General features: G+C 38.4%; 17 protein-coding genes and 1 tRNA gene. 12 read left to right on the top strand and 6 right to left on the bottom strand.

Annotated features, from left to right (window positions below; translation table 11 throughout):
* The first annotated feature begins 224 nt into the window (after nucleotides 1-224).
* Genes ASE92_RS12130 through ASE92_RS12105 form a run of 6 tightly spaced genes read left to right on the top strand, consistent with a single transcriptional unit; the run spans nucleotide 225 to nucleotide 12,318 of the window.
* Complete coding sequence (locus ASE92_RS12130) at nucleotides 225-3,392, top strand: TonB-dependent receptor (protein ID WP_056850358.1); 3,168 nt, start codon at nucleotides 225-227, stop codon at nucleotides 3,390-3,392.
* A gap of 17 nt (nucleotides 3,393-3,409) precedes the next feature.
* Nucleotides 3,410-4,945 carry a RagB/SusD family nutrient uptake outer membrane protein gene (locus ASE92_RS12125; RefSeq protein WP_056850357.1) on the top strand — a complete coding sequence of 512 codons (1,536 nt, stop codon included), beginning with the start codon at nucleotides 3,410-3,412 and terminating at the stop codon, nucleotides 4,943-4,945.
* A gap of 49 nt (nucleotides 4,946-4,994) precedes the next feature.
* Nucleotides 4,995-6,077, top strand: a complete 1,083-nt coding sequence (locus ASE92_RS12120; protein WP_056850356.1) for a family 43 glycosylhydrolase — start codon at nucleotides 4,995-4,997, stop codon at nucleotides 6,075-6,077.
* Between the two features lies 1 nt (nucleotide 6,078).
* Entirely contained in the window at nucleotides 6,079-7,125 is a 1,047-nt protein-coding gene (locus ASE92_RS12115; RefSeq protein ID WP_082455047.1) for a family 43 glycosylhydrolase, read from the top strand.
* A 36-nt stretch (nucleotides 7,126-7,161) separates the two neighbouring features.
* A complete protein-coding gene (locus ASE92_RS12110) occupies nucleotides 7,162-8,238 on the top strand; it encodes a cellulase family glycosylhydrolase (protein ID WP_056850355.1) in 1,077 nt (358 codons plus the stop codon).
* A gap of 51 nt (nucleotides 8,239-8,289) precedes the next feature.
* Nucleotides 8,290-12,318, top strand: a complete 4,029-nt coding sequence (locus tag ASE92_RS12105; protein ID WP_056850354.1) for a hybrid sensor histidine kinase/response regulator transcription factor — start codon at nucleotides 8,290-8,292, stop codon at nucleotides 12,316-12,318.
* Between the two features lie 33 nt (nucleotides 12,319-12,351).
* Here the strand turns inward: ASE92_RS12105 and ASE92_RS12100 are convergent, their stop codons facing one another.
* From ASE92_RS12100 to ASE92_RS12090, 3 genes are read right to left on the bottom strand one after another with little or no spacing between them, the layout of a single operon-like run.
* Nucleotides 12,352-13,776 (bottom strand): TolC family protein, encoded by a 1,425-nt coding sequence (locus ASE92_RS12100; protein WP_235527354.1) that lies wholly within the window; start codon nucleotides 13,774-13,776, stop codon nucleotides 12,352-12,354.
* A gap of 57 nt (nucleotides 13,777-13,833) precedes the next feature.
* Nucleotides 13,834-15,198: an HlyD family secretion protein gene (locus ASE92_RS12095; RefSeq protein ID WP_056850352.1), complete on the bottom strand. Its 1,365-nt coding sequence runs from the start codon at nucleotides 15,196-15,198 to the stop codon at nucleotides 13,834-13,836.
* A complete protein-coding gene (locus tag ASE92_RS12090; RefSeq protein ID WP_056850351.1) occupies nucleotides 15,191-16,195 on the bottom strand; it encodes an ABC transporter transmembrane domain-containing protein in 1,005 nt (334 codons plus the stop codon). The genes ASE92_RS12095 and ASE92_RS12090 overlap by 8 nt, the downstream gene beginning before the upstream one ends.
* Before the next feature lie 739 nt (nucleotides 16,196-16,934).
* On the opposite strand from ASE92_RS12090, the gene ASE92_RS12080 reads away from it, so the two are divergent.
* The 3 genes from ASE92_RS12080 to ASE92_RS12070 all read left to right on the top strand — a co-directional run bounded on the left by ASE92_RS12080 (nucleotide 16,935) and on the right by ASE92_RS12070 (nucleotide 18,313).
* Nucleotides 16,935-17,537, top strand: a complete 603-nt coding sequence (locus ASE92_RS12080; protein WP_157255726.1) for a hypothetical protein — start codon at nucleotides 16,935-16,937, stop codon at nucleotides 17,535-17,537.
* 38 nt (nucleotides 17,538-17,575) lie between these two features.
* Complete coding sequence (locus tag ASE92_RS12075; protein ID WP_200926406.1) at nucleotides 17,576-18,121, top strand: 2'-5' RNA ligase family protein; 546 nt, start codon at nucleotides 17,576-17,578, stop codon at nucleotides 18,119-18,121.
* Between the two features lie 118 nt (nucleotides 18,122-18,239).
* A tRNA-Ile gene (locus ASE92_RS12070) sits at nucleotides 18,240-18,313 on the top strand.
* A 76-nt stretch (nucleotides 18,314-18,389) separates the two neighbouring features.
* Here ASE92_RS12070 and ASE92_RS12065 read toward each other — a convergent pair.
* Nucleotides 18,390-18,734 carry a hypothetical protein gene (locus ASE92_RS12065; protein WP_056850348.1) on the bottom strand — a complete coding sequence of 115 codons (345 nt, stop codon included), beginning with the start codon at nucleotides 18,732-18,734 and terminating at the stop codon, nucleotides 18,390-18,392.
* A 110-nt stretch (nucleotides 18,735-18,844) separates the two neighbouring features.
* Here ASE92_RS12065 and ASE92_RS12060 point away from each other — a divergent pair, with 110 nt between their 5' ends.
* The 3 genes from ASE92_RS12060 to ASE92_RS12050 all read left to right on the top strand — a co-directional run bounded on the left by ASE92_RS12060 (nucleotide 18,845) and on the right by ASE92_RS12050 (nucleotide 20,895).
* Nucleotides 18,845-19,624, top strand: a complete 780-nt coding sequence (locus ASE92_RS12060; protein ID WP_056850347.1) for a DUF72 domain-containing protein — start codon at nucleotides 18,845-18,847, stop codon at nucleotides 19,622-19,624.
* A 12-nt stretch (nucleotides 19,625-19,636) separates the two neighbouring features.
* Nucleotides 19,637-20,143 carry a DUF4385 domain-containing protein gene (locus ASE92_RS12055; RefSeq protein WP_056850346.1) on the top strand — a complete coding sequence of 169 codons (507 nt, stop codon included), beginning with the start codon at nucleotides 19,637-19,639 and terminating at the stop codon, nucleotides 20,141-20,143.
* A 134-nt stretch (nucleotides 20,144-20,277) separates the two neighbouring features.
* Nucleotides 20,278-20,895, top strand: coding sequence for a hypothetical protein (locus ASE92_RS12050; protein ID WP_056850345.1), 618 nt, complete (start codon nucleotides 20,278-20,280; stop codon nucleotides 20,893-20,895).
* 59 nt (nucleotides 20,896-20,954) lie between these two features.
* Here ASE92_RS12050 and ASE92_RS12045 read toward each other — a convergent pair whose 3' ends face one another.
* Together ASE92_RS12045 and ASE92_RS12040 are read right to left on the bottom strand one after the other, a co-directional pair.
* The gene (locus ASE92_RS12045) at nucleotides 20,955-21,299 is read right to left on the bottom strand and encodes a hypothetical protein (RefSeq protein ID WP_056850344.1); all 345 of its coding nucleotides are present in this window, start codon (nucleotides 21,297-21,299) and stop codon (nucleotides 20,955-20,957) included.
* A gap of 68 nt (nucleotides 21,300-21,367) precedes the next feature.
* The gene (locus tag ASE92_RS12040) at nucleotides 21,368-21,571 is read right to left on the bottom strand and encodes a hypothetical protein (protein ID WP_056850343.1); all 204 of its coding nucleotides are present in this window, start codon (nucleotides 21,569-21,571) and stop codon (nucleotides 21,368-21,370) included.
* Nucleotides 21,572-21,593: the final 22 nt, after the last annotated feature.

Raw genomic sequence — 21,593 nt, 5'->3', positions numbered from 1 at the left:
AAGCAGAAGCTACATTTGTTATAGATTTAGAAACAATTTTTATACCGCTTTATAGCGCAAAGCATTAACATTGCTATTGTTAAATCTCTTTTCGATTTGACAAACTAACCGATATAAACTTATTTCTAAATGATGAAAAAAAGCCGAACATCTTTGCTTAAAATCTGTCGTATAACAGACGGATATCTACGTCTCTCAACAAAACAAAACCAAATGTAAACATTATGAAAAAAAGAAATTTACTCAATTTATTTCATGTTCATCAGGTTGGTAACTTCAAGCGCTTAGTTGCTTTGCCCTTGGTAATGGCAGCGATTATTACGCCGGGTTATGCCTCATCAACAAATAAAAATGCTCTAGAGATTAAAGCTTTTAAAGCCGACATTCAAATTTCAGGAACGGTAAAAGATGCCAGCGGTGAAACGCTGCCTGGAGTTTCTGTTAGCGTTAAAGGCGGTGGCAAAACAGTTGTTACTGATGCAATGGGAAAGTACATCATTACTGTACCGGAAAATGCTACACTAGTTTTTAATTATATCGGCTTCAGCGCAAAAGAAGTTGTTGTCGGTTCAAATCCTGTAATTAATGTAACCTTAGAATCGTCTAATACTGCTTTAGATGATGTTGTGGTCATCGGTTACCAAACCATCAGAAGAAAAGATTTAACCGGCGCAACGGGTTCTGTTAATACAGGAAATACTGAAAAATTAGTCTCCCGTTCACTTCCTGAGGCACTTCAGGGTCAAACTCCTGGTGTTTCTGTTCGGAATGGTGGAGCACCAGGACAAGAGGCTGTAGTTAATATTCGTGGTTTAGCCACGTTTGGTAATGCAAGTCCGCTTTATGTTATTGATGGAATGATTGCAGACCCGAATACTACCGTTAATCCAAATGATGTAGAAGATATTCAAATTTTGAAAGATGCGTCTGCAGCTGCCATTTATGGTTCTAGGGCAGGTAATGGAGTTATCTTAATCACTACGAAAAAAGGTAAAGAAGGACCGGCCAAAATCAGCATTTCAACCAGATATAGTGTTTCTCAGGTTCCTAAAACTTATGATATGATGGATGCTGCAGAATATGCGGCGACAAACACCCGTGCTTATCAGGCATCAGGAATGGCTATTCAACCTGGTGTGGCAAACTACAATGGTAGAATTAATACTGATTGGGTGGATGAAACATTAAGAACAGGTTCTGTTCAGGATTACAATGCCAGTATCTCTGGTGGTGGTAATGGTTCAAAATACCTTATTTCTGGTGGTTATTTCAAAGATAAAGGCGTATTAATTGCCCGTGAATTCGAACGTGCATCCTTCCGTGTCAATACCGAAACAACTAAAGGTCGCTTCAAATTTGGCGAAAACCTTGCTTTCTCTTCTTCTACCTCCAAAGCGCCGTTTCAAGGTGGCGCCTTTGCTGGCAACCCATGGTACGATATGTTTTCAAGTGTTCCATTAATTCCGGTTCAGGACAATGCTTTAATCAGTACTGCAAATCCAGGAGGGTGGGGTTATGGTTCAAATGCGAACATCAACACTTTTTCGCGTAATCAGGTTGCCATTGCCAATATTACTTCTGTTAGATCTAATTTTGCAAAGTTAATCGGTAACGCTTACGTCGATTTCAAAATTATCGAAGGCTTAAATTATAAGTTTAATGCCGGTATAGAAACCAGTTTCGATAAAAGTAAATCGGTTAGGAAAGATGGTTCGTGGTATCAAAATCAGTCGCCTGAACTTAGTCAACTAGGCGAACGTCGCTCTCAGTTTTTAAGTTATTTGTTAGAGCACACGTTAAACTACAATTACAATATCGGTAAACACAGCATTAATGGTGTTGTTGGTTACACGCAGCAAACTACACAAACCGACTTTATTTCGGGTAATGCTAACAATCTTACTCAACTTAATGGCGAATATTTTACTACACTAGTTTCTAGTCCAACGGCCAGCAGAACATCTTCTGGTGACTTGTATAAAAGTTTATTGGATTCTTATTTAGGCAGACTAAACTATACTTATGATGAAAAATACTTAGCCACTTTTACCTTTAGAGCGGATAAGGATTCTCGTTTCTCTCCTCAATTTAGAACAGGTTATTTCCCATCTGGTGCTTTAGGATGGAGAATTTCCAAGGAAGATTTCTTTAAAGTTGATTGGGTTTCTGATTTGAAATTACGTGGCTCTTATGGTGTGCTGGGCGTAAATACATTGAGTCCGTTTCAATTTATCGGTTTCTTAAACCAGGCGCCAGATGTAGTATTAGGGCCAAACCAAGTAACTACCGCAGGTGCGATACAAGCAAAACTTGCTTCTGGAGATTTAAGATGGGAAAAGAAAAAAACAACCAATTTAGGTTTTGATGCTTCTCTTTTCAAAGATCAGTTTACTATCAACTTCGATGTGTTTAGATCAGTTTCTGAAGATGTATTGCTAAGCCAGCCGTTACCAAGATATTTAGGCAATTTACAGGGAGATCCTATTGTTAATATTGGTTCCATTCAAAATAAAGGGGTAGAACTTAATTTAGGTTATCGCCCAAAATCAGATGGTGCATTTAAATGGGATATTGCTGGTAACATTAGTATCGTAAGAAACAAAGTATTATCGTTAGGTAATTTAGGTATCGATACAGAAACAGGTTTACCGAAAGACTACATCCAGTCTGGCAATACCAGAACGCAGGTTGGTCGCTCAATTGGAGAGTACTTCGTTTTAAAAACTGATGGCATTTTCCAGAATCAGGCAGAGATTAATGCCCACCGGGCACAAAGTGCTTATGCAAAACCTGGTGATATTCGCTATCAAAATACTGTGGATGGTGGAACAAATGATGATATAAATGATAAAGACCGCGTTTATGCAGGATCAGCATTTCCGAAATTTACAAGCGGTTTGCAATTTAATTCCAGATATAAAGATTTCACCCTTTCTATCCAGTTATATGGCGCTTTCGGACAGAAATTATATAACGATGTATTGAGAGATTTAGACAGCTACGGTAACTCAAATTACAGAAGAGATATTAATCCATGGACACCGAATAATACTGATACGACTTTCCCTAGATTGGGTTATCAGTTTGCTGCAAACGATAGAGGGATTAATGAAAACGCAAGAGGAAATAGCGATAGATGGGTTGAAAATGGTTCGTTCTTAAGATTACGTAATGTAGAATTGGGTTATAGTTTCCCGCAGAAATTAATCTCTAAAGCAAACATCAGCAGCGCAAGATTGTACGTGAGCGGACAAAATTTGTTCACCATTACAAAATACAGTGGTTTAGATCCTGATGTGGTAGGCGCAAATCCAAACCTTGAGCCAGGAGTAGATAACGGAAATTATCCATCCTCAAGAATCATTTCATTTGGTTTAAGTGTAGGTTTTTAATTTTAATAAATAAAATCATGAAAAAATATATAGTCATATTAACTGTTGCGATTATTGCTTTAGCAGGCTGTAAGAGAGATTTTGATGCAGTTAACCCAAATGCACCAACAATTGCGAGTTTCTGGAAAAACGAAACCGATGCAACAAAAGGAATTAATGCAGTTTATGGTACTTTTTACCGTACCGCAAGTTTATATTCCCGATGGATTTATTACCATGGAATTTTGAAATCTGATGAAGGTTTCGGATCTGGTGGAGATGGTGGATTGAATAATCTAATGCGTTTTAATCAAACCAATTACAATGATGGGCTTACAGCCGATACCTGGCAAACACTCTATGTTGGTGTTTTCAGAGCTAACCAAGTAATTGCAAATGTGCCTAACATTACAATGAATGAAACGACCAAGAAAAGAATAATTGCTGAGGCTAAATTTTTAAGAGCACTATTCTATTTCAATTTGACGCTTTATTATGGTCGGCCGCCGTTAATGTTGGCGCCTTCGCAACCGAAAGATGTTCCGAGAAATGCCACTACAACGGAAGCTTATGCTCAGGTAGCAAAAGATTTAACTGAAGCCATTGTTGATTTACCGGTAAGTTATCCGGCAGTTGATTTAGGCAGGGCTACAAGAGGTGCGGCTTATGCACTTTTAGGTAAAACTTATCTTCAGCAAAGGATGTACCAGCAAGCAGCCGATGCCTTTGCGTACTTGGTTACTGGTGCAGGTGCTTCAACTTATACTTTAACAGCCGATTATCGCGACAATTTTATCATCACGAAAGAAAACAACAGCGAATCTATTTTTGAGATTCAGTTTAACGAAAATGTAAACGAGAATACGGATGATGATGTAAACGAAGGTGCGATTAACAATACCGGAACATCAATTGCACAATTTTTTGCGCCTCCAGGGGTAGGTTTCTCTGATGGTGGTGCCCGCAGATGGGTAGTTGACGAGTTTTTGCAGGAAAGAACCGTAGCCAATGCGCAAGATCCACGTTTAGCAGCATCGTTCATTTTTAATAATGCAAATCCAGCTGGCCCAACTGCAACAATCGTTTATGGCCAAACCTTTCAAAGTCGTTATGGGAATGGACCTGATGCGAACGGCGTTTGGTTTCGTAAATTGTTAAATGATCACTGGAAAAATCAGGAAGGTTTCCGCTCGCCAAATAATTACCGTTTAATTCGATATGCAGATGTTTTGCTGATGTATGCAGAAGCATTAAATGGCTTAAACAGAACTGCCGAGGCTTATCCTTATGTAGATAGAGTCCGCCAGAGAGCTGGATTAGCCACCTTAACAGCAGCAAAACCAGGTTTAAACCAGGCTCAATTTTTAACACAATTGAAACATGAGCGTGTAACGGAATTGGCTGGAGAAGGCTGGCGCTGGGCAGATTTGCAACGTTGGGGCGATTTAAGTCCGGCGTTAGCAAGCAGAGATGCTGATTTTACCGGGTTTATTGTTGGCAAACACGAAGTTTATCCAATACCACAAGGTGATATTGATTTGAATTCTAATTTGACGCAAAATCCTAAATATTAATTATACTAAGGTTAGCGGTATAGCTGCTAACCTTTTTAACATCACCTATATGAATATTTCAATATCAAAAGGATTAAATTTTTACCTGCTTTGGTTGGGGATTGCGGTCTCACTGGGCCTATCCTGCGGAAAAACGAATAATCCAACACCTATCGATCCTGAACCACCGGTAGCGGTTAGTACATTCTCCAATCCTTTAATGAACGGTGCCGATCCCTCGGTATTTCAAAAGGATGGTGTGTATTATTATCTGCAAACTAATGGCGTTTCTATTAATTTATGGAGCACCACAGCCATGTCTAAACTAAGTTCAGCTGTACCAAAAACCGTATTTACGCCAGTTGCTGGTGCTGCAAACTCCAGAAATGTATGGGCACCAGAATTGTTTTTCTTTGATGGCAAATGGTACATTTATTACACTGCAGGAAACGGTGCAGACCTGAGTCAACGGACATGGGTATTGGAAAACAGTAGTCCAGATCCAACAACGGGAACCTGGGTAGATAAAGGCAAAATTTTCAGTCCAAGTGCTGACTTTTGGGCCATTGACGGCTCTGTTCTTGAAGTGAATGGCAACAGGTATTTCGTTTGGTGCGGGCGTCCTGATGTAACGAATGTGAATTTGACACAAAATATTTACATCGCTAGAATGACCAATCCGTTTACCTTAGAGGGTACGGCAACAAAGTTAACCGAGCCAGAATTTGCCTGGGAAAAAAATGGATTTGGGGTTAATGAAGGGCCGCAGGCACTTCTAGGGCCAGATAGCAAAGCCTTTATCATTTATTCTGCCAGCTATTGCGGAACGGACGATTATGCGTTGGGTCAGCTCAGTTTAAAAGCGGGAGGAAATCCTTTGGTAAAAGCCGACTGGACAAAATCTACCACTCCGGTTTTTAGTAAACAACCCGGCAGCAATGCATTTGGCCCAGGGCATAATTCGTTTTTTAAATCTCCGGATGGGAAGGAAAACTGGCTCATTTATCATGCTAACTCTGCAACCAACCAGGGCTGTGCCGATTTAAGAAATGTGAGGATGCAAAAATTTACGTTTAAAGCAGATGGAAGTCCGGATTTTGGTACTCCTGTAGCAACAGGATTACAAATTGCCAGACCATCAGGAGAAAAGTAATATGAATAAAAAATTTAGAATATATAAAGTTGCCCTTACGGTTTGTATCCTTCTCGTTGCAAAACTAGGTTTGGCGCAAACCTTCACTAATCCTTTGCTTCCTTCTGGTGCCGATCCGTGGAGCATTTACAAAGATGGCTATTACTATTATACCCATTCCATGCAGAACAAGCTGGTCATTTGGAAAACCAAAAATCTGGCTGACTTAAAAACGGCTGAAAAGAAAACCATCTTTATTCCACCGCCAAATACGGCATATTCTAAAGAACTTTGGGCACCAGAAATTCATTTTATTGTGGGCAAATGGTACGTGTATTTTGCTGCTGATGATGGGAACAACAATAACCACCGGATGTATGTGCTTGAAAACTCATCAAAAGATCCGCTAAAAGGAGAATGGATTTTTAAAGGAAAAGTGGGCGATGCAACCAATAAGTGGGCTATCGATGGTTCTGTTTTTACCTACAAAAAACAGTTGTATATGGTTTGGGCTGGCTGGGAGGGAGACATCAACCAGAAACAAGAAATATATATTGCAAAAATGAAAAACCCCTGGACAATTGATGGCGCAAGACATAAAATTTCTACACCACAGTTTGAATGGGAAAAACATGGCGATTTAAACGATCCTGGCAATCCGCCACATGTTGATGTAAATGAAGGACCACAAATTTTGTTCAACAAAGACAAGGTTTTCTTAATTTATTCGGCGAGTGGCTGTTGGACTGATTTTTATGCTTTGGGGATGCTCACATTGAAAGGAAAAGATCTTTTGGATGTTTCATCCTGGGAAAAAAGCAAGCAACCAGTGTTCAAGCAATCACCAGAAAATGGCGTTTACGCTCCGGGGCATAATTCGTTTTTTAAATCTCCTGATGGAAAAGAAGACTGGATTTTATATCATGCAAACTCGGCACCCGGACAAGGCTGCGGCGGACAACGATCGCCAAGGGCACAAAAGTTTACCTGGAATGTCGATGGTTCGCCAAATTTCGGGGTTCCTGTAAAAAGCGGCCAGGAATTGCAAATTCCATCACAAACTAAATAATCAATAGGGCTTAAAAGTCCTGCTAAAATTTACATCATGAAAAAATATTTCAGTTACTTATTAATAGCTTTTTTGGGTATCAGCACTTTGGCTAATGCTCAGGAAACTACACCAGTTGTTGGAAAGGTATGGTCGATAGAAAAGGCAAATGCCTGGTACAAACAATATAAATGGATTAACGGAGCAGATTTTTTGCCAAGCACAGCCATCAATCAGTTGGAAATGTGGCAGGCAGATACTTTCGATGCGGCAACCATTGATAAGGAATTGGGATGGGCAGAAAGCATCGGGTTTAATACCATGAGGGTATATTTACACAGCCTGGCCTGGAAACAGGATAAAGAAGGCTTCAAAAAGCGAATGGATCAATATCTCAGCATTGCTGATAAGCACAAGATCAAAACCATTTTTGTGTTTTTTGATGATTGCTGGAACAAGCAGGCGAAAATCGGCAAGCAACCTGCCCCAAAACCGGGTATTCACAATTCGGGATGGGTTCAGGATCCAGGCGACCCAGATTCAAAAAATGAGGCAAACTTTCCGGCTTTAGAGAAATATGTAAAAGATGTTATGACCCGTTTTAAAACTGATAAACGCATTTTGCTGTGGGATTTGTACAACGAGCCAGGAAACTCAGGTAAGCTGACCACCTCATATCCCTTACTAAAGGCGGTGTTTACATGGGCACGAGCAGTAAATCCGGAGCAGCCAATTAGTGCCGGACTTTGGGCCTGGGATTACAGAGAGCTGAACGCCTTCCAGGCCTTAAACTCTGATGTAATTACTTACCACGACTATGAAGAACCACAATGGCATCAACGCGTTATCGACATGTTAAAATCTCATGGCAGGCCGATGATTTGTACCGAATACATGGCTCGTACAAGAGGTAGTCGCTTTGAAACGGTGATGCCAATGTTGAAAAAGGAAAATATCGGCGCCATTAACTGGGGTTTGGTGGATGGTAAATCAAATACCAAATATGCCTGGGATACGCCACTACCAAATGGCGAAGAACCTAAAGAATGGTTTCATGAAGTTTTTAGAAAAGACGGAACACCTTACAAAAAGGAAGAGGTTGAGGTAATCAAAAAACTTAATGATATAAAATAGTGCTTCTGCACAGCAAAGATCGCTATATTGTGTGCTCTATCTAGCCATTATATGAAATTCAAAAAACTAAGCAGGGCGATAGCCCTGCTACTTTTTTTTAGTTTTTTTCTGACCGAAAATGGATTTGCCCAAAAGATTTTTTTTCGGCATTATACCGTTAGTGATGGACTGTGTGCCAATACCATTTGGGATATTGAGCAAGATGATCAGGGTTATATGTGGTTTGGAACCAAATATGGTTTAAGCAGGTTCGATGGCTACGATTTCAAGTCTTTTCAATACCAAAAAGGGATTCCGGGCACGATAGGAAATAACTTCATCAGAAAAATTTTCAAATACGATTCAAAAATATTTTGGATTGGAACAGATGAAGGTATTTATGTTTTCAATTTAGAAACTGAGAAATTTACGCTCTTTAAACCACTCAAAAATTTTTTCATAAACGATATCATGCGCTCCAAAGATGGAAAAATTTGGATTGCGACCAAGGAGAATGGCATCTACTGTTACACGCCGAAAACACGGGGATTACTCAATTTCTCCACTTCCTCAGCTGTTAAAATTTCATCGAACGAAGTGCCAAAAATTTTGCAGGACAATACCGGCGACATCTGGCTGGGGACCTATGGAAAGGGGATCGATGTTTTAAACCCCAAAACACTCCAAGTTCGCCATTACACCACTTCTTCAACATCAAAGTTATCCAGCAACGTAATTCTTGATTTGTATAAAGATGCCAACGGCGATATCTGGATCGGTACGATGGCAGGCGGTCTAAACCTATGGAATCATCAAACCAATCAGTTTACCATTTATCAAAAATCTGCCGGAAACTCGATTAGCGACAATATTGTTCGCACGATTTATGAACCCAAGCCTGGCTACATTTGTCTGGGCACCGAAAAAGGCCTAAACATCTTCGACCGAAAAAATAATCGCTTTACGGTTTATCAAAACAAAAATAACGATCCATTCAGTATCAACGACGACGCCGTTTACAACGTTTTTAAAGATAAAGAAGGTGGTATTTGGGTAGGAACCTATTTCGGCGGATTAAATTATTACCACGAGGGAAGCTCAGGTTTTGAATTCTATTATCCATCGGGAGTTAGAAATTCGCTATCTGGAAATGCGGTAAGTGCATTTTTAGAAACTAAGCCCGGCCAGATGTGGATCGGAACTGAAGATGGTGGCTTGAACTTTTTTAATAGTGCTGATAAAACTTTCAAGAAATTCCCGTTTTCGGCAGGGCAAGACAGTCTATCATACCACAACATTCATGCACTTTACAAAAGCAAATCTGGAAATATCTGGATTGGGATGTACACGGGCGGTTTAAATATCTTAAATCCAGCAACGGGGAAGATAAAAAGATACAAAAGCGATCCGAATAATGCTAACACCTTAAGTGATAACAGTGTTTATTCGATAGAAGAAGATCGGCAAGGTAGAATCTGGGTGTCCACCATTTCAGGTTTGAATCTTTATGATGAAAAAAATGACAGATTCATCAGAATAAAAGGAAAGAACCTGGAAAAGAGCTGTATTTATCAGGTTTATCAGGATACAGACAATATTATATGGATTGCCACTTACGATAATGGATTGATTCGAATGGATCCGAATAATCAACTTACGCAGTATGCTTACTCGAAAAATCCAGGCGCTATAAGTTCTAACAAGGTAATTTGTATCCTGGATGATGGAGAAGGTAATCTTTGGTTGGGAACTGATGGAAGCGGCCTTAATGTACTGAACAAGAAAACGGGTAAGTTTAAATCGTACGATGATGAAAACTGGATAAAAAGTGCTGTAATTTATGGCATCGTAAAGGACAATTTCGGTAAAATGTGGTTTTCTACCAACAATGGGGTGTTTGAATTTGATCCTAAAACGAAGGCAAAAAAGAGCTTTGGTAAATGGGATAATCTTCAAAGTCAGCAATATAATTACAAGGCGTATTACAAAGATTCATCGGGCAAATTATACTTTGGCGGTATAAATGGTTTTAATGCTTTTTATCCCAACCAGGTTCAAAGTAGTACTGCTACGCCGAAAGTTTCATTTACTAACTTTCAATTATTTAACAAAGATTTGGATTTAAATGATGAAAACAGTCCGCTAAAACGTTCCATTAATTATACGGATGAGGTGGTGTTAAACCACAATCAATCGGTTTTGAGTATCGAATATGCCTCTTTGAGTTTCATAGCGCCTAACAAATTGCAATACGCATTTAAAATGGAGGGTTTTGATAAGGGTTGGAATAACGTTGGCAGTCAGCGTAAGGCAACTTATACCAATCTTCCAGCGGGTGAATATAGTTTTCAGGTGAAAGTAATTGATGATTTAGGCGCAGATACGGGAAAGATTTCCAGTATTAAAATTACCATTCTGCCACCATTTTATAAAACCATACCGGCTTACATCTTTTATTTTCTGATCCTTATTTCGGGTGCTTTTTGGCTGCGAAGATATGTTTATGCGAAAGCACGTAAGCGCAATGAAATTAAACTTGAGCGACTTAAAAATAAAAATGAGCAGGATTTTTATAAACAAAAAATCGAGTTTTTCACGGCTATGGCCCATGAAATCCGTACGCCATTATCGTTAATTATCGCTCCGCTAGAAAGGCTTTTATCCCGAAAGGAAAAAGACGCTGAAAGCTTGAGCCAGTTACAGGTGATGGAAGAAAATTCAGACCGGTTGCTCACGTTAGTTAATCAACTATTGGATTTCAGGCGGATTGAAAGTGATATTTTCGAAATCCACCCAGAACCCATTGAAATCATTTATTTGATAAACAGCATTCGCGATCGCTTTGCGCCAATTGCTACCAAACGCGAATTAGCGTTTTCTGTACAAAGCCATTTCAAAACATTAGAAGTAAACGCCGACCCTGAAGCTTTGATGAAGATATTGAGCAATTTATTAATCAATGCGTTTAAATTTGCAAGAGAGAAACTGGAAATAAAAGTTAACGATTTGTACACGAGTGAAAAGGGCGTACAAATGATTTCCATTAGTGTGGAGGATGATGGAATTGGGATTCCGAGAGCCCAATTGGACTCAATTTTCAAGAAATTTTTCAAGGTTTCTACAGCAGAACATCAATATACAAACTTAGGCGGAACAGGGATTGGCCTTGCTTTAGCAAAATCATTAACGGAAAAGCATGGCGGCAGGTTGGAAGTGCAAAGCTCGGAAGGTGTAAAAACAACTTTCACCGTTTTGATCCCGTTTATTCAAAACAAAATAAGCATCACTGATGACTTGGACACTTTAAATGACGACCGGGAGGGCAAACAAACAGTGTTGGTAGTGGAAGATGATCCATCATTGTTAGATTTTCTGGTAAAAAGTTTTATTGCTGAAGGTTATCATACTTTAAAAGCGAAAAATGGCAAAGAGGGGCTAAAACAACTGGATAATCATCAGGTCGATTTAGTTATTTCTGACGTGATGATGCCGGTGATGGACGGGATTGAGCTCTGTAAAATAATAAAAAATGATATTGATTACAGCCATTTGCCCGTAGTGCTGCTAACGGCTAAAACCAATACTGATGCAGAAATACAGGGATTGGAAAGTGGGGCAGATGCTTATATCTCAAAACCATTCAAGTGGAAACAGCTTTCTTTAGTCATCAAGAATCTGTTGGAGCTGCAATCGAATTTGAGACAACGCTTTGCTCAAAGCCCCTTGGAAGGAACTGAAATTTTAATCAGTGGCAATAGGGATAAAAAATTCCTTGAGAAAATTACGCAGATAATAGAAGCCAGGATTTCCGACCCACAATTATCAGTAGAAGATTTAGGTAGGGAAGTGGGTTTAAGCCGATCGAGCTTATACAAGAAAATTAAAGCTAAAACTGGCCACGTACCGAATGAGTTCGTCAGGTTGATAAGGCTAAAAACAGCTGCAAAGTTATTGGTAGAGCAAGAATATACGATCTCAGAAATTGGTTACATGGTAGGGTTCAACTCCCATTCGTATTTTAGTAAATGCTTTTTTACACAATTTGAACTCACGCCAACAGAGTTTGCTGAAAAATATAAACGGGATATACCTGTAGATTAACTATTGGAATATCCCGAAATAAACCTGGTTGTTTTAATTTTGTAGCTGTCTTGTACCTGCTTTGTAGTAAAGCTCGGCTATCGTTTTTTGGTAACTCGAAATCATACTTTCTTGTTTAATTTTCATGTCGATTAACTTTGTTTCTCTACTGTTAATTAAAAACAAGTTACTTTCCCCGAGTGTAAATTTTTGGTTTTCGCCGCTAACCAAAATTTGCTGATTCTCTATACTTTTTTGTTGAAGAGCCAATTGAGCGGAGTAGGCAGCAACGTCATTGTATGATGCTACGATGTTATTTCTAATTTCCCTTCCAAATTGCTGTACTTCAAAATTTAGCTCTTGCTGTTTTATTTTTACTTCTCTAAGCTTACCACGTTCAGATCGTAAAAATAACGGGAAAGCAAATTCGATCCCTAACTTATAATTGCTCCAGTTAAAATCATAGTAACCCGGAATATTACTGTTAAAACTGGTTCTGTTTGAAATTAAATTACCAATAACATTTAGTTTAGGTTTCAGCAATTCCTGGCGGTAACTTCGTTCAATGGCTAATTGAGCACCTTTTGTGCGCAACTTTACCAATTCTGGATGTTGGTTTGCTGATTGACCCAATAGCGAATCCAAAATTAATGGGTTTAGTTTAGCAGGGATTTCGGTTGCATTTTGCGGAATAGCGTCCGCAGGTAATTCCAATGGATTTCCATCTTCATTCCAAAGGTGATTTGATAAAACCAATCGGGCGTTTTGCAGCTCTATTGCTGATTTGGCCCGCTGGATCATCCTTTCCTGCACGGTGATATAAGCTTCTACTGAATCAATAGCAGGTTTATCTCCCAATATGGTTTGCGTACCTAATGCCTTAAACCGTCGGTCGGCTAAATCAAGTCCTTCCTCAATCAACTCATATTGCTTATAAGCATAATACCAGTTCCAATAATCTTTGGCCACGGCATACCAAACACTATTTATTTGTTTCAGTTGATCAGCTTCTGCATATTCCACCATAATTTTCGATTGGCGCAAGGTATTTCGACGGGCATCAATAATTAAACCTTGTCCTAGTGGAATGCTGATGCCAATTGCCGATAAACCCTGTGAATTGGTTTGACTCTCCGGATTAACGTAAGTTCCAACGTTGCGGTCGTAACCAACTTTTAAATCCGCACCGGCCAACCATAAAGGAATTTTAAGCTCGCTATCCCATTTATTATAATACTCAGTGTTTCCAAACAACTTTCTGGCGAAGCCTGCTTTTAGTGTAGGGTCAAAATAGCCCAGCGACTGCAAAACATTAGCCCGTGCAGCCTCACTTAATAATGCCGCTTGTTTAATAATTGGATGGTATTTAAATACCAGCATTTGTAAATCTTCCAAAGAGAAAACACGGGCGGTATCGTAACTTTTTTTAACAACCACATTCGGCTTTAGCTGTGCAACACTAATTTGGCTTATTAACAAAAACCATATTAAGCAGACAGAAAAGCTTTTCAATTTTATGTTCATCTTACTGCTTCTTTATTTTGTATCTGTCAAACTTTTTGGAGGTTCTCTTTCTAAACTTGGAGGGAAACCATTAAGTTGCCGCCAGATTTCATACCATAATGGAACAGATCGAAGAATGATGCGACCGAAAACACCAGATCCCTGTCGTAATTGCGGTGGCCAGGGCTCATCATTTATAGGTACAGGATTGGTTTGGCTAATTAAAACACGATATTTTCCGTCAGGACTGCTCACTTTATCAATGGAGAATATTTGGCCAGCGAAGGTACCCACAGCAACAGATGGCCAGCCCGAAAATTGAACAGATGGCCAACCTTCAAATTGCAAACGCACATTGCTGGTATCTAGAATAAGTGGAACATCCATGGCGCTCACGTATAATTCTGCTGCTACCATAGGCGATTTTGGTTGCAAGGTGGCTACTGATTCTCCTTCTTTTATATTTTCGCCAATACCCGCCTTAAGTGTTTTTACTACATATCCGTTTTGTGGTGCACGAACAACGTATAAACTTCTCCTTACATTAATGTTGGAAATATCGTTTCTCAATTTGGCAATTTCACCCTGCGCACTTGCCCTGCTAGAAATGGCCGAACTCATATCTGACTGTGCTTTTGCTAATGATTCTTGATACTTCGCCCTGATATTATCCAGTTCGATTATCGAATTCAATAGATTTTGGCGGGAGTTACCCAACTTATTTTGCTGGCTGATGACTTTTGCATTGTCTTCTTGTAATTTTAATCTACGGGTTTCGATATCTGTTAAAGAGAACAGCCCATTTTTGTAACCTGCTTCATATCGTTCTAAACGAGCTTTTGCAGTTTCATAAAATTTTTGAACAGCTAAAAGATCTGCACTATCTATGCTTAAGTAGTTCCTGGCCTGAAGAACCTTGTTTTCTGCAGCTTTCATTTGAAAACGCAAGCCATCGCTCAATGCATCAATTTGAGATCTGGTGGCGTCCATTTTTTGTGCCGCTGCTGTTTCGCTTCCGCGTTTTGCATCTAATTGCTCATTTAAGCGGGTGGGTAATTCTGGGTCGAAGTACGACTGGCTCGTTTCCGAGATCACTAAAATGGTATCTCCTTTTTTTACTTCCTGGCCTTCTCTCACTGCCCAATGTTCAATTCTTCCTCCAATCTGATTCTGTACGGTTTGAGGTCTGTCTTCAGGCCGCAAAGCGGTAACTGTACCTCGTCCAGGTATCGTTTGCCGGTATGGAAGAAATAGAAGGATGATGAAGAAAACAAGTACAAACAGTGCAACTTTCCCTAAGCGTTTCGAGCCTTTGGCATCAATAATTCTGCTATTTGCATGCGTTGAAAGCTCTTCCCAATTTTTAATCTGAGCCAAATTGTTGCTAATTTTACCCATGGTTCAAGTCTCCTTCCTCTAATTCTAAATCGGTTACTACGGCTAATTTTTCACTTCCGGTAACCATATCAAATACCGTATTTAAATTGGTCATTAACTTCTCAATTGCATAACTAATTTGTACGATAATCACTTCTGCGGCCACAAACTGGCCAAAAGTGATTTGTCGTTCTACTACAAAATAAGATCCCATTAGTAGTAGTGCTCCCATTAAAACGGTACGCAATGCCACTGCGCTCATAAAAAAGTTTCTTAAAACGGTGAAATGATCGTTACGGGCTTGGATATAATTTGCGGTAATTTCATCAGTGCGATCTATAATTTCCTTTCTTTTCGAACTGCTTTGGCGATAAGTGTCTAAATCTCCGGCAATCTCTTCCAAATAAGCTACCACCTCATATTTATAGCTCGATTCTTCCATGCTGGTTTGTACACCACGACGATAATATAGCACCAACACCAAAACAATTACAAACAATACAAATGTCCCGAAGGCCATAAAAACAGGATGATAGAACGATAACAAAATTACGCTAAAGAATATCTGGACTCCAGCCGCAATAATGTCCACCAGTAATTTTGTTAAGCCTTTTTGAATGGTTAAAATATCGAAGAAACGATTAATTAATTCGGAGGGGTTCTCACCTTCCAGCGCTTTCTTTTTTATCCTAGGTAAACGAAATGCAAATTCTAATGCCGCCTTCGTAAAAATCTTTTGCTCTAAAAATTCTACCAACGTAAGTTGACCAATTAATAAAATTCCACCGATTACAATGCCCACCAGGATTACTGCGATAAGAATATAGGTTGAACTGTAAACAGCTCCATTAGATAGTAAGTTAAAAACTGCACTCGTTCCCAGAGGTAGAGATAATCCAATTAAGCCTATCAGTAACGCATATACATAGATGTAATTGATGGTTTTTCGCTCCAAATGGAGCATGCGTACTAGGCGTTGCCAGGGCGTTGGTGCACCGGCAATATGTTGATTTTTCATTTATATTAACGATTAAAAATAGTTTAAATGCTTTGCAGAAAACTGAGGGAGATAGCAGGATGTAATATGAAACTTAATCAGGTTCATTAGTCATCCTTAAAATAGATCAAATGGATTATATCAAAAAGTCGGGAGGCGGTGTTGGAACATTTCGGGGCGGAAAAATATGCAGCTTCATTTTTTGTATTTGAGCGGGAAGTAAAATTCGATTAATGTAATGCAAATTTTCCTTATGAGTTGCTGAAGATTCGTAAAGCTGAAGTTTCTTTTTTGCTTTCTCAAAAGACTCTTCATCTTTATCTTGATTATCTTCTGTGCCTTTTTCGGTGGAATATGAGTTATTTGATGATGCGAATGTAGAAATAGAATAAGAAAAGAATTTTAACATCAGCATGCTCAGCAGCAAAAAGCTAAAGGTGCTTTTGGTAAAATTATTTCTCAGGTGCTTCATCATCATCGCTTATATACAAAGATAGGGGCGAAAATGTTTGTATCGGATGTTAAGCTTCATGCAAAAGTCAATTTCATAAAGTTTGATGGTTTGATAACTTAAATGTTATACTAGTATTAAAACAGGATTAGAAAAAGGAGTGAGTGGAAATTATAGACTAACTAGAGTCGCTCAATGTTAACGAATTTGCCCTGAAAATCAGCGAATAATAATTGGAGGAGATTTTAATATACGAGGTTGTTATTTTTAACGACAGAAATTGTAACCTTATACATTATATTAAATGATATGGCAGAGCATACAGCAGCACCATCTAAAAAACTAAGCACCGGCGGTATTTTAGTTCTCTTATTCGTTGTTCTGGCTTTCGTTGGCTACGGCTATTACGAGTTAGTTTGGAAAGCGAAAATAAACGGTTCTACTTTAATTGATAATCCTACGAACAAAGCTCTAGTGGTTACCATCGACGATCAGCAATACGAAGTTCCAGCAAATACATTTTTAAAAGTCGATTTAGAAATTGGTCATCATAAAATTGACTGTAAGGATTATAACATAGCTGGCGAGGATTTATATCTAGATCCGACAGAATACGGTGTAATAAATCCAACAAAATCAAAGTATGTAATTTATAATATCATCTACACCAAAAAAGATTTAAAAAGTCAGTTTAAAGCTTATGCAGTAGAAGGCCGGGAAATTTATTCGCTTTTAGGTAAACCTGAAGTGACCACCAATTTATTTATTCCTGACAGAACAATGGGCAAAGGTAATATTGACGATGAAGAGCCGGATTTTGAAAATTATAATCGCATTAATCAAGATTATTCTTACCTCACAAAAATTTTTAGATTGAACGACTTTTTCAAGTTTTATGATAAAAACAATTAATAGAATTCTCTTTATTCTTTAGCTAACTGAAAAACATCTTGAGGCACCCGCTGTTAGCAATATATAAATTACTTGTTATCGATGATGCTTTTTTAATGCCAGTTTACATCCTTACACTCAGAATAGATCAAAAAAGCCAAGTTTTTTTTGATCAGCAACGCAAAGCCTATTTTCCTAAAGAAAGAAATTTACTTAATGCTCACCTAACGCTTTTCCATCATTTGGTTGATTACGATGATATTGTGAATTTTTTGAAAAGCCTGGTTGTCAAACAATTTGATTTGGAAGTAAACTCTCTGCGTTTTTTAGGCAATGGCGTAGCTTATAAAATTGAAAGTGAGGAATTAAACACACTAAGATCAAAAATTGCGCAACATTTTTGGAATAACCTAACGGCACAAGACAGGCAAGGTTATAGGCCTCATATTACTGTTCAAAATAAAGTTAAGGCAGAAGAGGCAAAAGAACTTTACCATACACTCTCCGGAAATTTTGTTCCATTCGCTTGCTATGCATTAGGTTTGGATCTGTGGGAATACCTTGGCGGACCTTGGAAGCATGTTGATTATTTTCCACTTGCTTAAAATTTATTGCTGAAATACAATGTTTTAAATATTTATCCAATAATTTTTTTCAAAAAGATTTGCCAATATTCGAAGCAAATTTGTAACATTGCACTCTCAAAAAAAACGAAAGTTTTTTGGGCCTATAGCTCAGCTGGTTAGAGTAGAAGACTCATAATCTTTTGGTCCCTGGTTCGAGCCCAGGTGGGCCCACATGCAAAAAGTCGCCCTTCAGTTTATTCTGAAGGGCTTTTTTGTGATTTGTTCATACTTGCATTTTAATATGAGATTACTCAATCTCCTCAACTGTAACCGCTCCATCTACACAATAAATTAATGCTTTAGTATCATCACGTTTATCATTTACCAAAACTTTGGTATTGATAATGCACAATTTGGCTGCAAGTTCATCAGATATTTCCGACCATTCTTGGCTTACTCTTTCTAAGTGCGCCATTTTACGCTCCCGTTCTGCGTAATTAGTCACATATTTTTCTGCTTCATCCGCAGAGATATAATCTTCCTCGGAGAGATCTTTCAATGGCGTTTCATCAATATTTTTCTTTGCTAATTCAACCTCCAATATAATATCTTGGTATTGATCGAAAAGTTGTTGTATGCTTAGTCCATTCATGGAGATATAACCAATTAAAGTTTATTAGGTTTTAATTTTTGCAATCAATTGTTCCGCAAAGTGCTAATGGCAACAACAATTACCTCGAAATAGATGTTGAATAGTAGCTTATGAACGACATCAACACTGAAAAATATTATCTCGGAACAAGTGGTTTGCTTTTGCCAGTACCAAATAAATCTTTCTATCCTACAGAATTTCAGGACAAATCGAGGCTATTTTACTACAGCAGTTTAATGAATAGTATAGAAATTAACAGTTCTTTTTATAAAATTCCGCAACCATCAACAGTAAGCAAATGGCGGGAAGAAGTTGGAGAAGACTTTAAGTTTAGTTTTAAACTGTTCAAGGGAATTACCCATCAAAAAAAACTGGCGTTTGATCCTGCAGAAATCTCACAATTTTTCAACGTAATCAACTGTGTTGAGGATAAAAAAGGTTGCCTGTTGGTTCAGCTACCGCCCAGTATTCGCCTTGGCGATTTCTCGCAGCTCCGAAGCTTAATGGAAAATTTACACAGTTACAATATTGGTAATAAATGGAAGATTGCGGTAGAGTTTCGGCACCCATCTCTTTATGTGGAAGAAATTAGCGAATTGTTAACCGAATTTAGTTTCGCTTCTGTTATTCATGATAAGTCCTTCAGTGCTAGTCCGATGGATTTTAATGATGTTTCATTTTTGTACTTGCGGTTTCATGGACCTGGCGGAAATTACAAAGGGAGCTATGATGAGGCGTTTCTTTCTGAATACGCTAGCTATGTAAAAGATTGGATGATGGAAGGAAAGGAAGTTTTCATTTACTTCAACAACACAATGGGTAATGCACATGGGAACATCAGCACACTTCAAACTACGATTAAAGAACTAAGCAATATCGGCGAATACTAAAACCAAATGTAAGTGAAAGATCATTCAGCAAAAGAAAAATTATCCACGCCGTCCTATCTCAACTTTGACGTTTCTAAATATGCCTGGAAGCCAGATGTCGATTATAGGGAAAATCCAGAAAAGTACAAGGTTGGAAAAGGTGAACAAGGCGTTTTAATCTGCGAGCCTTATAAATCAGAAATCGGTCCTTTTTGGCGATTTAAAAATCCAGAAATCGCAAAGGAAAGCGCTGAAAAAATCTATCAATTATTTGAAACTTATTTATCAAATAACGAATTTGTTGGTGCTGATCTAGCCAGAAAATACCTGCAAATGGGTTATACCCGGGCAAGGAGATATGCAAATTATAAAGGCGGCAAAAAGTACAATGCGAACAACGGTTACTCACCTCTTGAGCGTGGCACTGGTGAGGAGGAGAAGGCAAAAGCTGCCGATATATTTTATGGGTTTTGGAAAAGGGCAGAGAATGATCCGGATTATCGAAGTCAGAAACAGCAATGGAAAATTGAATTGGGTTAGCTTAAATATAAGTTTCAATCTGGGGATTAATTTCTTAATATGGAGGGTAGAAAAACTTAATTTGATAAAACAAAGCCTCTAAATAAATGATTGTGTTATTAATTGGATAGTTAAAACTGATAACATTTATCGCAATGGAAAGAGAAATTATCGGAAAAGATCATGTTCCAGTACATCAAAGTGGAGCTGAAACAGATGCTGTAGAAAATGTTGAATTCGAAAGCGAGCAAGAAGCTACCGCATTTTATCAAGTTGTTAAGCATCGGTTATCGGATGTAAATAATTGGGGTTCGTTATCCAGCATTCCATTATCATCTTTCAAACTTTTTGATCATGCTGGCCGTGCCTGCGATCGTGAAGTGGAGGAGGGTGACTACATCCGAATTGATATTCCCGGACCGGGAACGCGATTAGGAAAGGGTTACGATTGGGTACATGTAGAAGCAGTATTTTCTGAAGTAGATTTCGATCAGGACATTTTTACTATTCGGGTTCGTCCATCATCTCATCCACTCGAGCCAGATGGAAAAATCGCTCACTTTTTAACGTCACGAGCCACCTCGACATTTCAAATTAAACGAATAAAAAACTTTGTGTATGCAGAAGAACATGCCCGAAACGAATCGCCAAATTTTGAAACTGGTAATGGATTAGATAACTTTCGAAATGCTATAGTAGGTACAGCCGCCAGAATTGGGTTTTCATATCCGCAATGGAAAAGCCTTGTTAAAGGTTTACTGAAATCGAATTAAGAAATTAATATTACAGAGAGGATAAATAGACAAACTATTTATCCTCTCTGTTTCAATATTTATCCCTCATTAATATGGCGATGTACGTATTCTTCAACGTTAATTAAATCGTGATCAACCTGCTCTTTCGCTGTTGCCGAATCGTAATGGAGTGAGTCCTCGGCAAATTCGCTTAGTAAGGTGATTTTTAAATCTTTCTTATCATCTGATGCATGCGATTCATTACTGCGGCCTACTACCGTGAATATTCCTTCTACACTATCATGTAAAAAACTATATTTCACTTCAAACCGATCGCTATCTTCGGTTGGTACTTCTGCAATTTCGGTGTATTCACGTTCTTCAACAGTTTCTAACCCTTGCTTTAACAATTTTATTGCTTGTTGTTTTTTTTCTTCAGTCATAATATCGAATATTTTTAAAACAAACACTTCTTCCTTCACAAGGTTTTAACAGGCCTTATATTATCTACCTAATTGTTCGCGTGTGCGGGGGCATTTGTTGTAGAATCTGCCATGTTGTTTGCATTGGTACTGTCTTTTGTCGTCGTATCCAAGGATGTTGAATCAGTATATTGATTCATTTTATCGGCATTTTCCTGATCGGCTTGTTTGCCATTACACGCTGCAAAAGATGCACAAATAGCTAAGCCAATAATTAATAATTTGGTTTTCATGATTGATCTGTTTTAGTTAATG

It is taken from the genome of Pedobacter sp. Leaf41 (assembly GCF_001422545.1).
GTDB lineage: Bacteria > Bacteroidota > Bacteroidia > Sphingobacteriales > Sphingobacteriaceae > Pedobacter.
The sequence above is the reverse complement of the archived record's forward strand: the minus strand, read 5'-3'. Positions and strand labels throughout refer to the sequence as shown.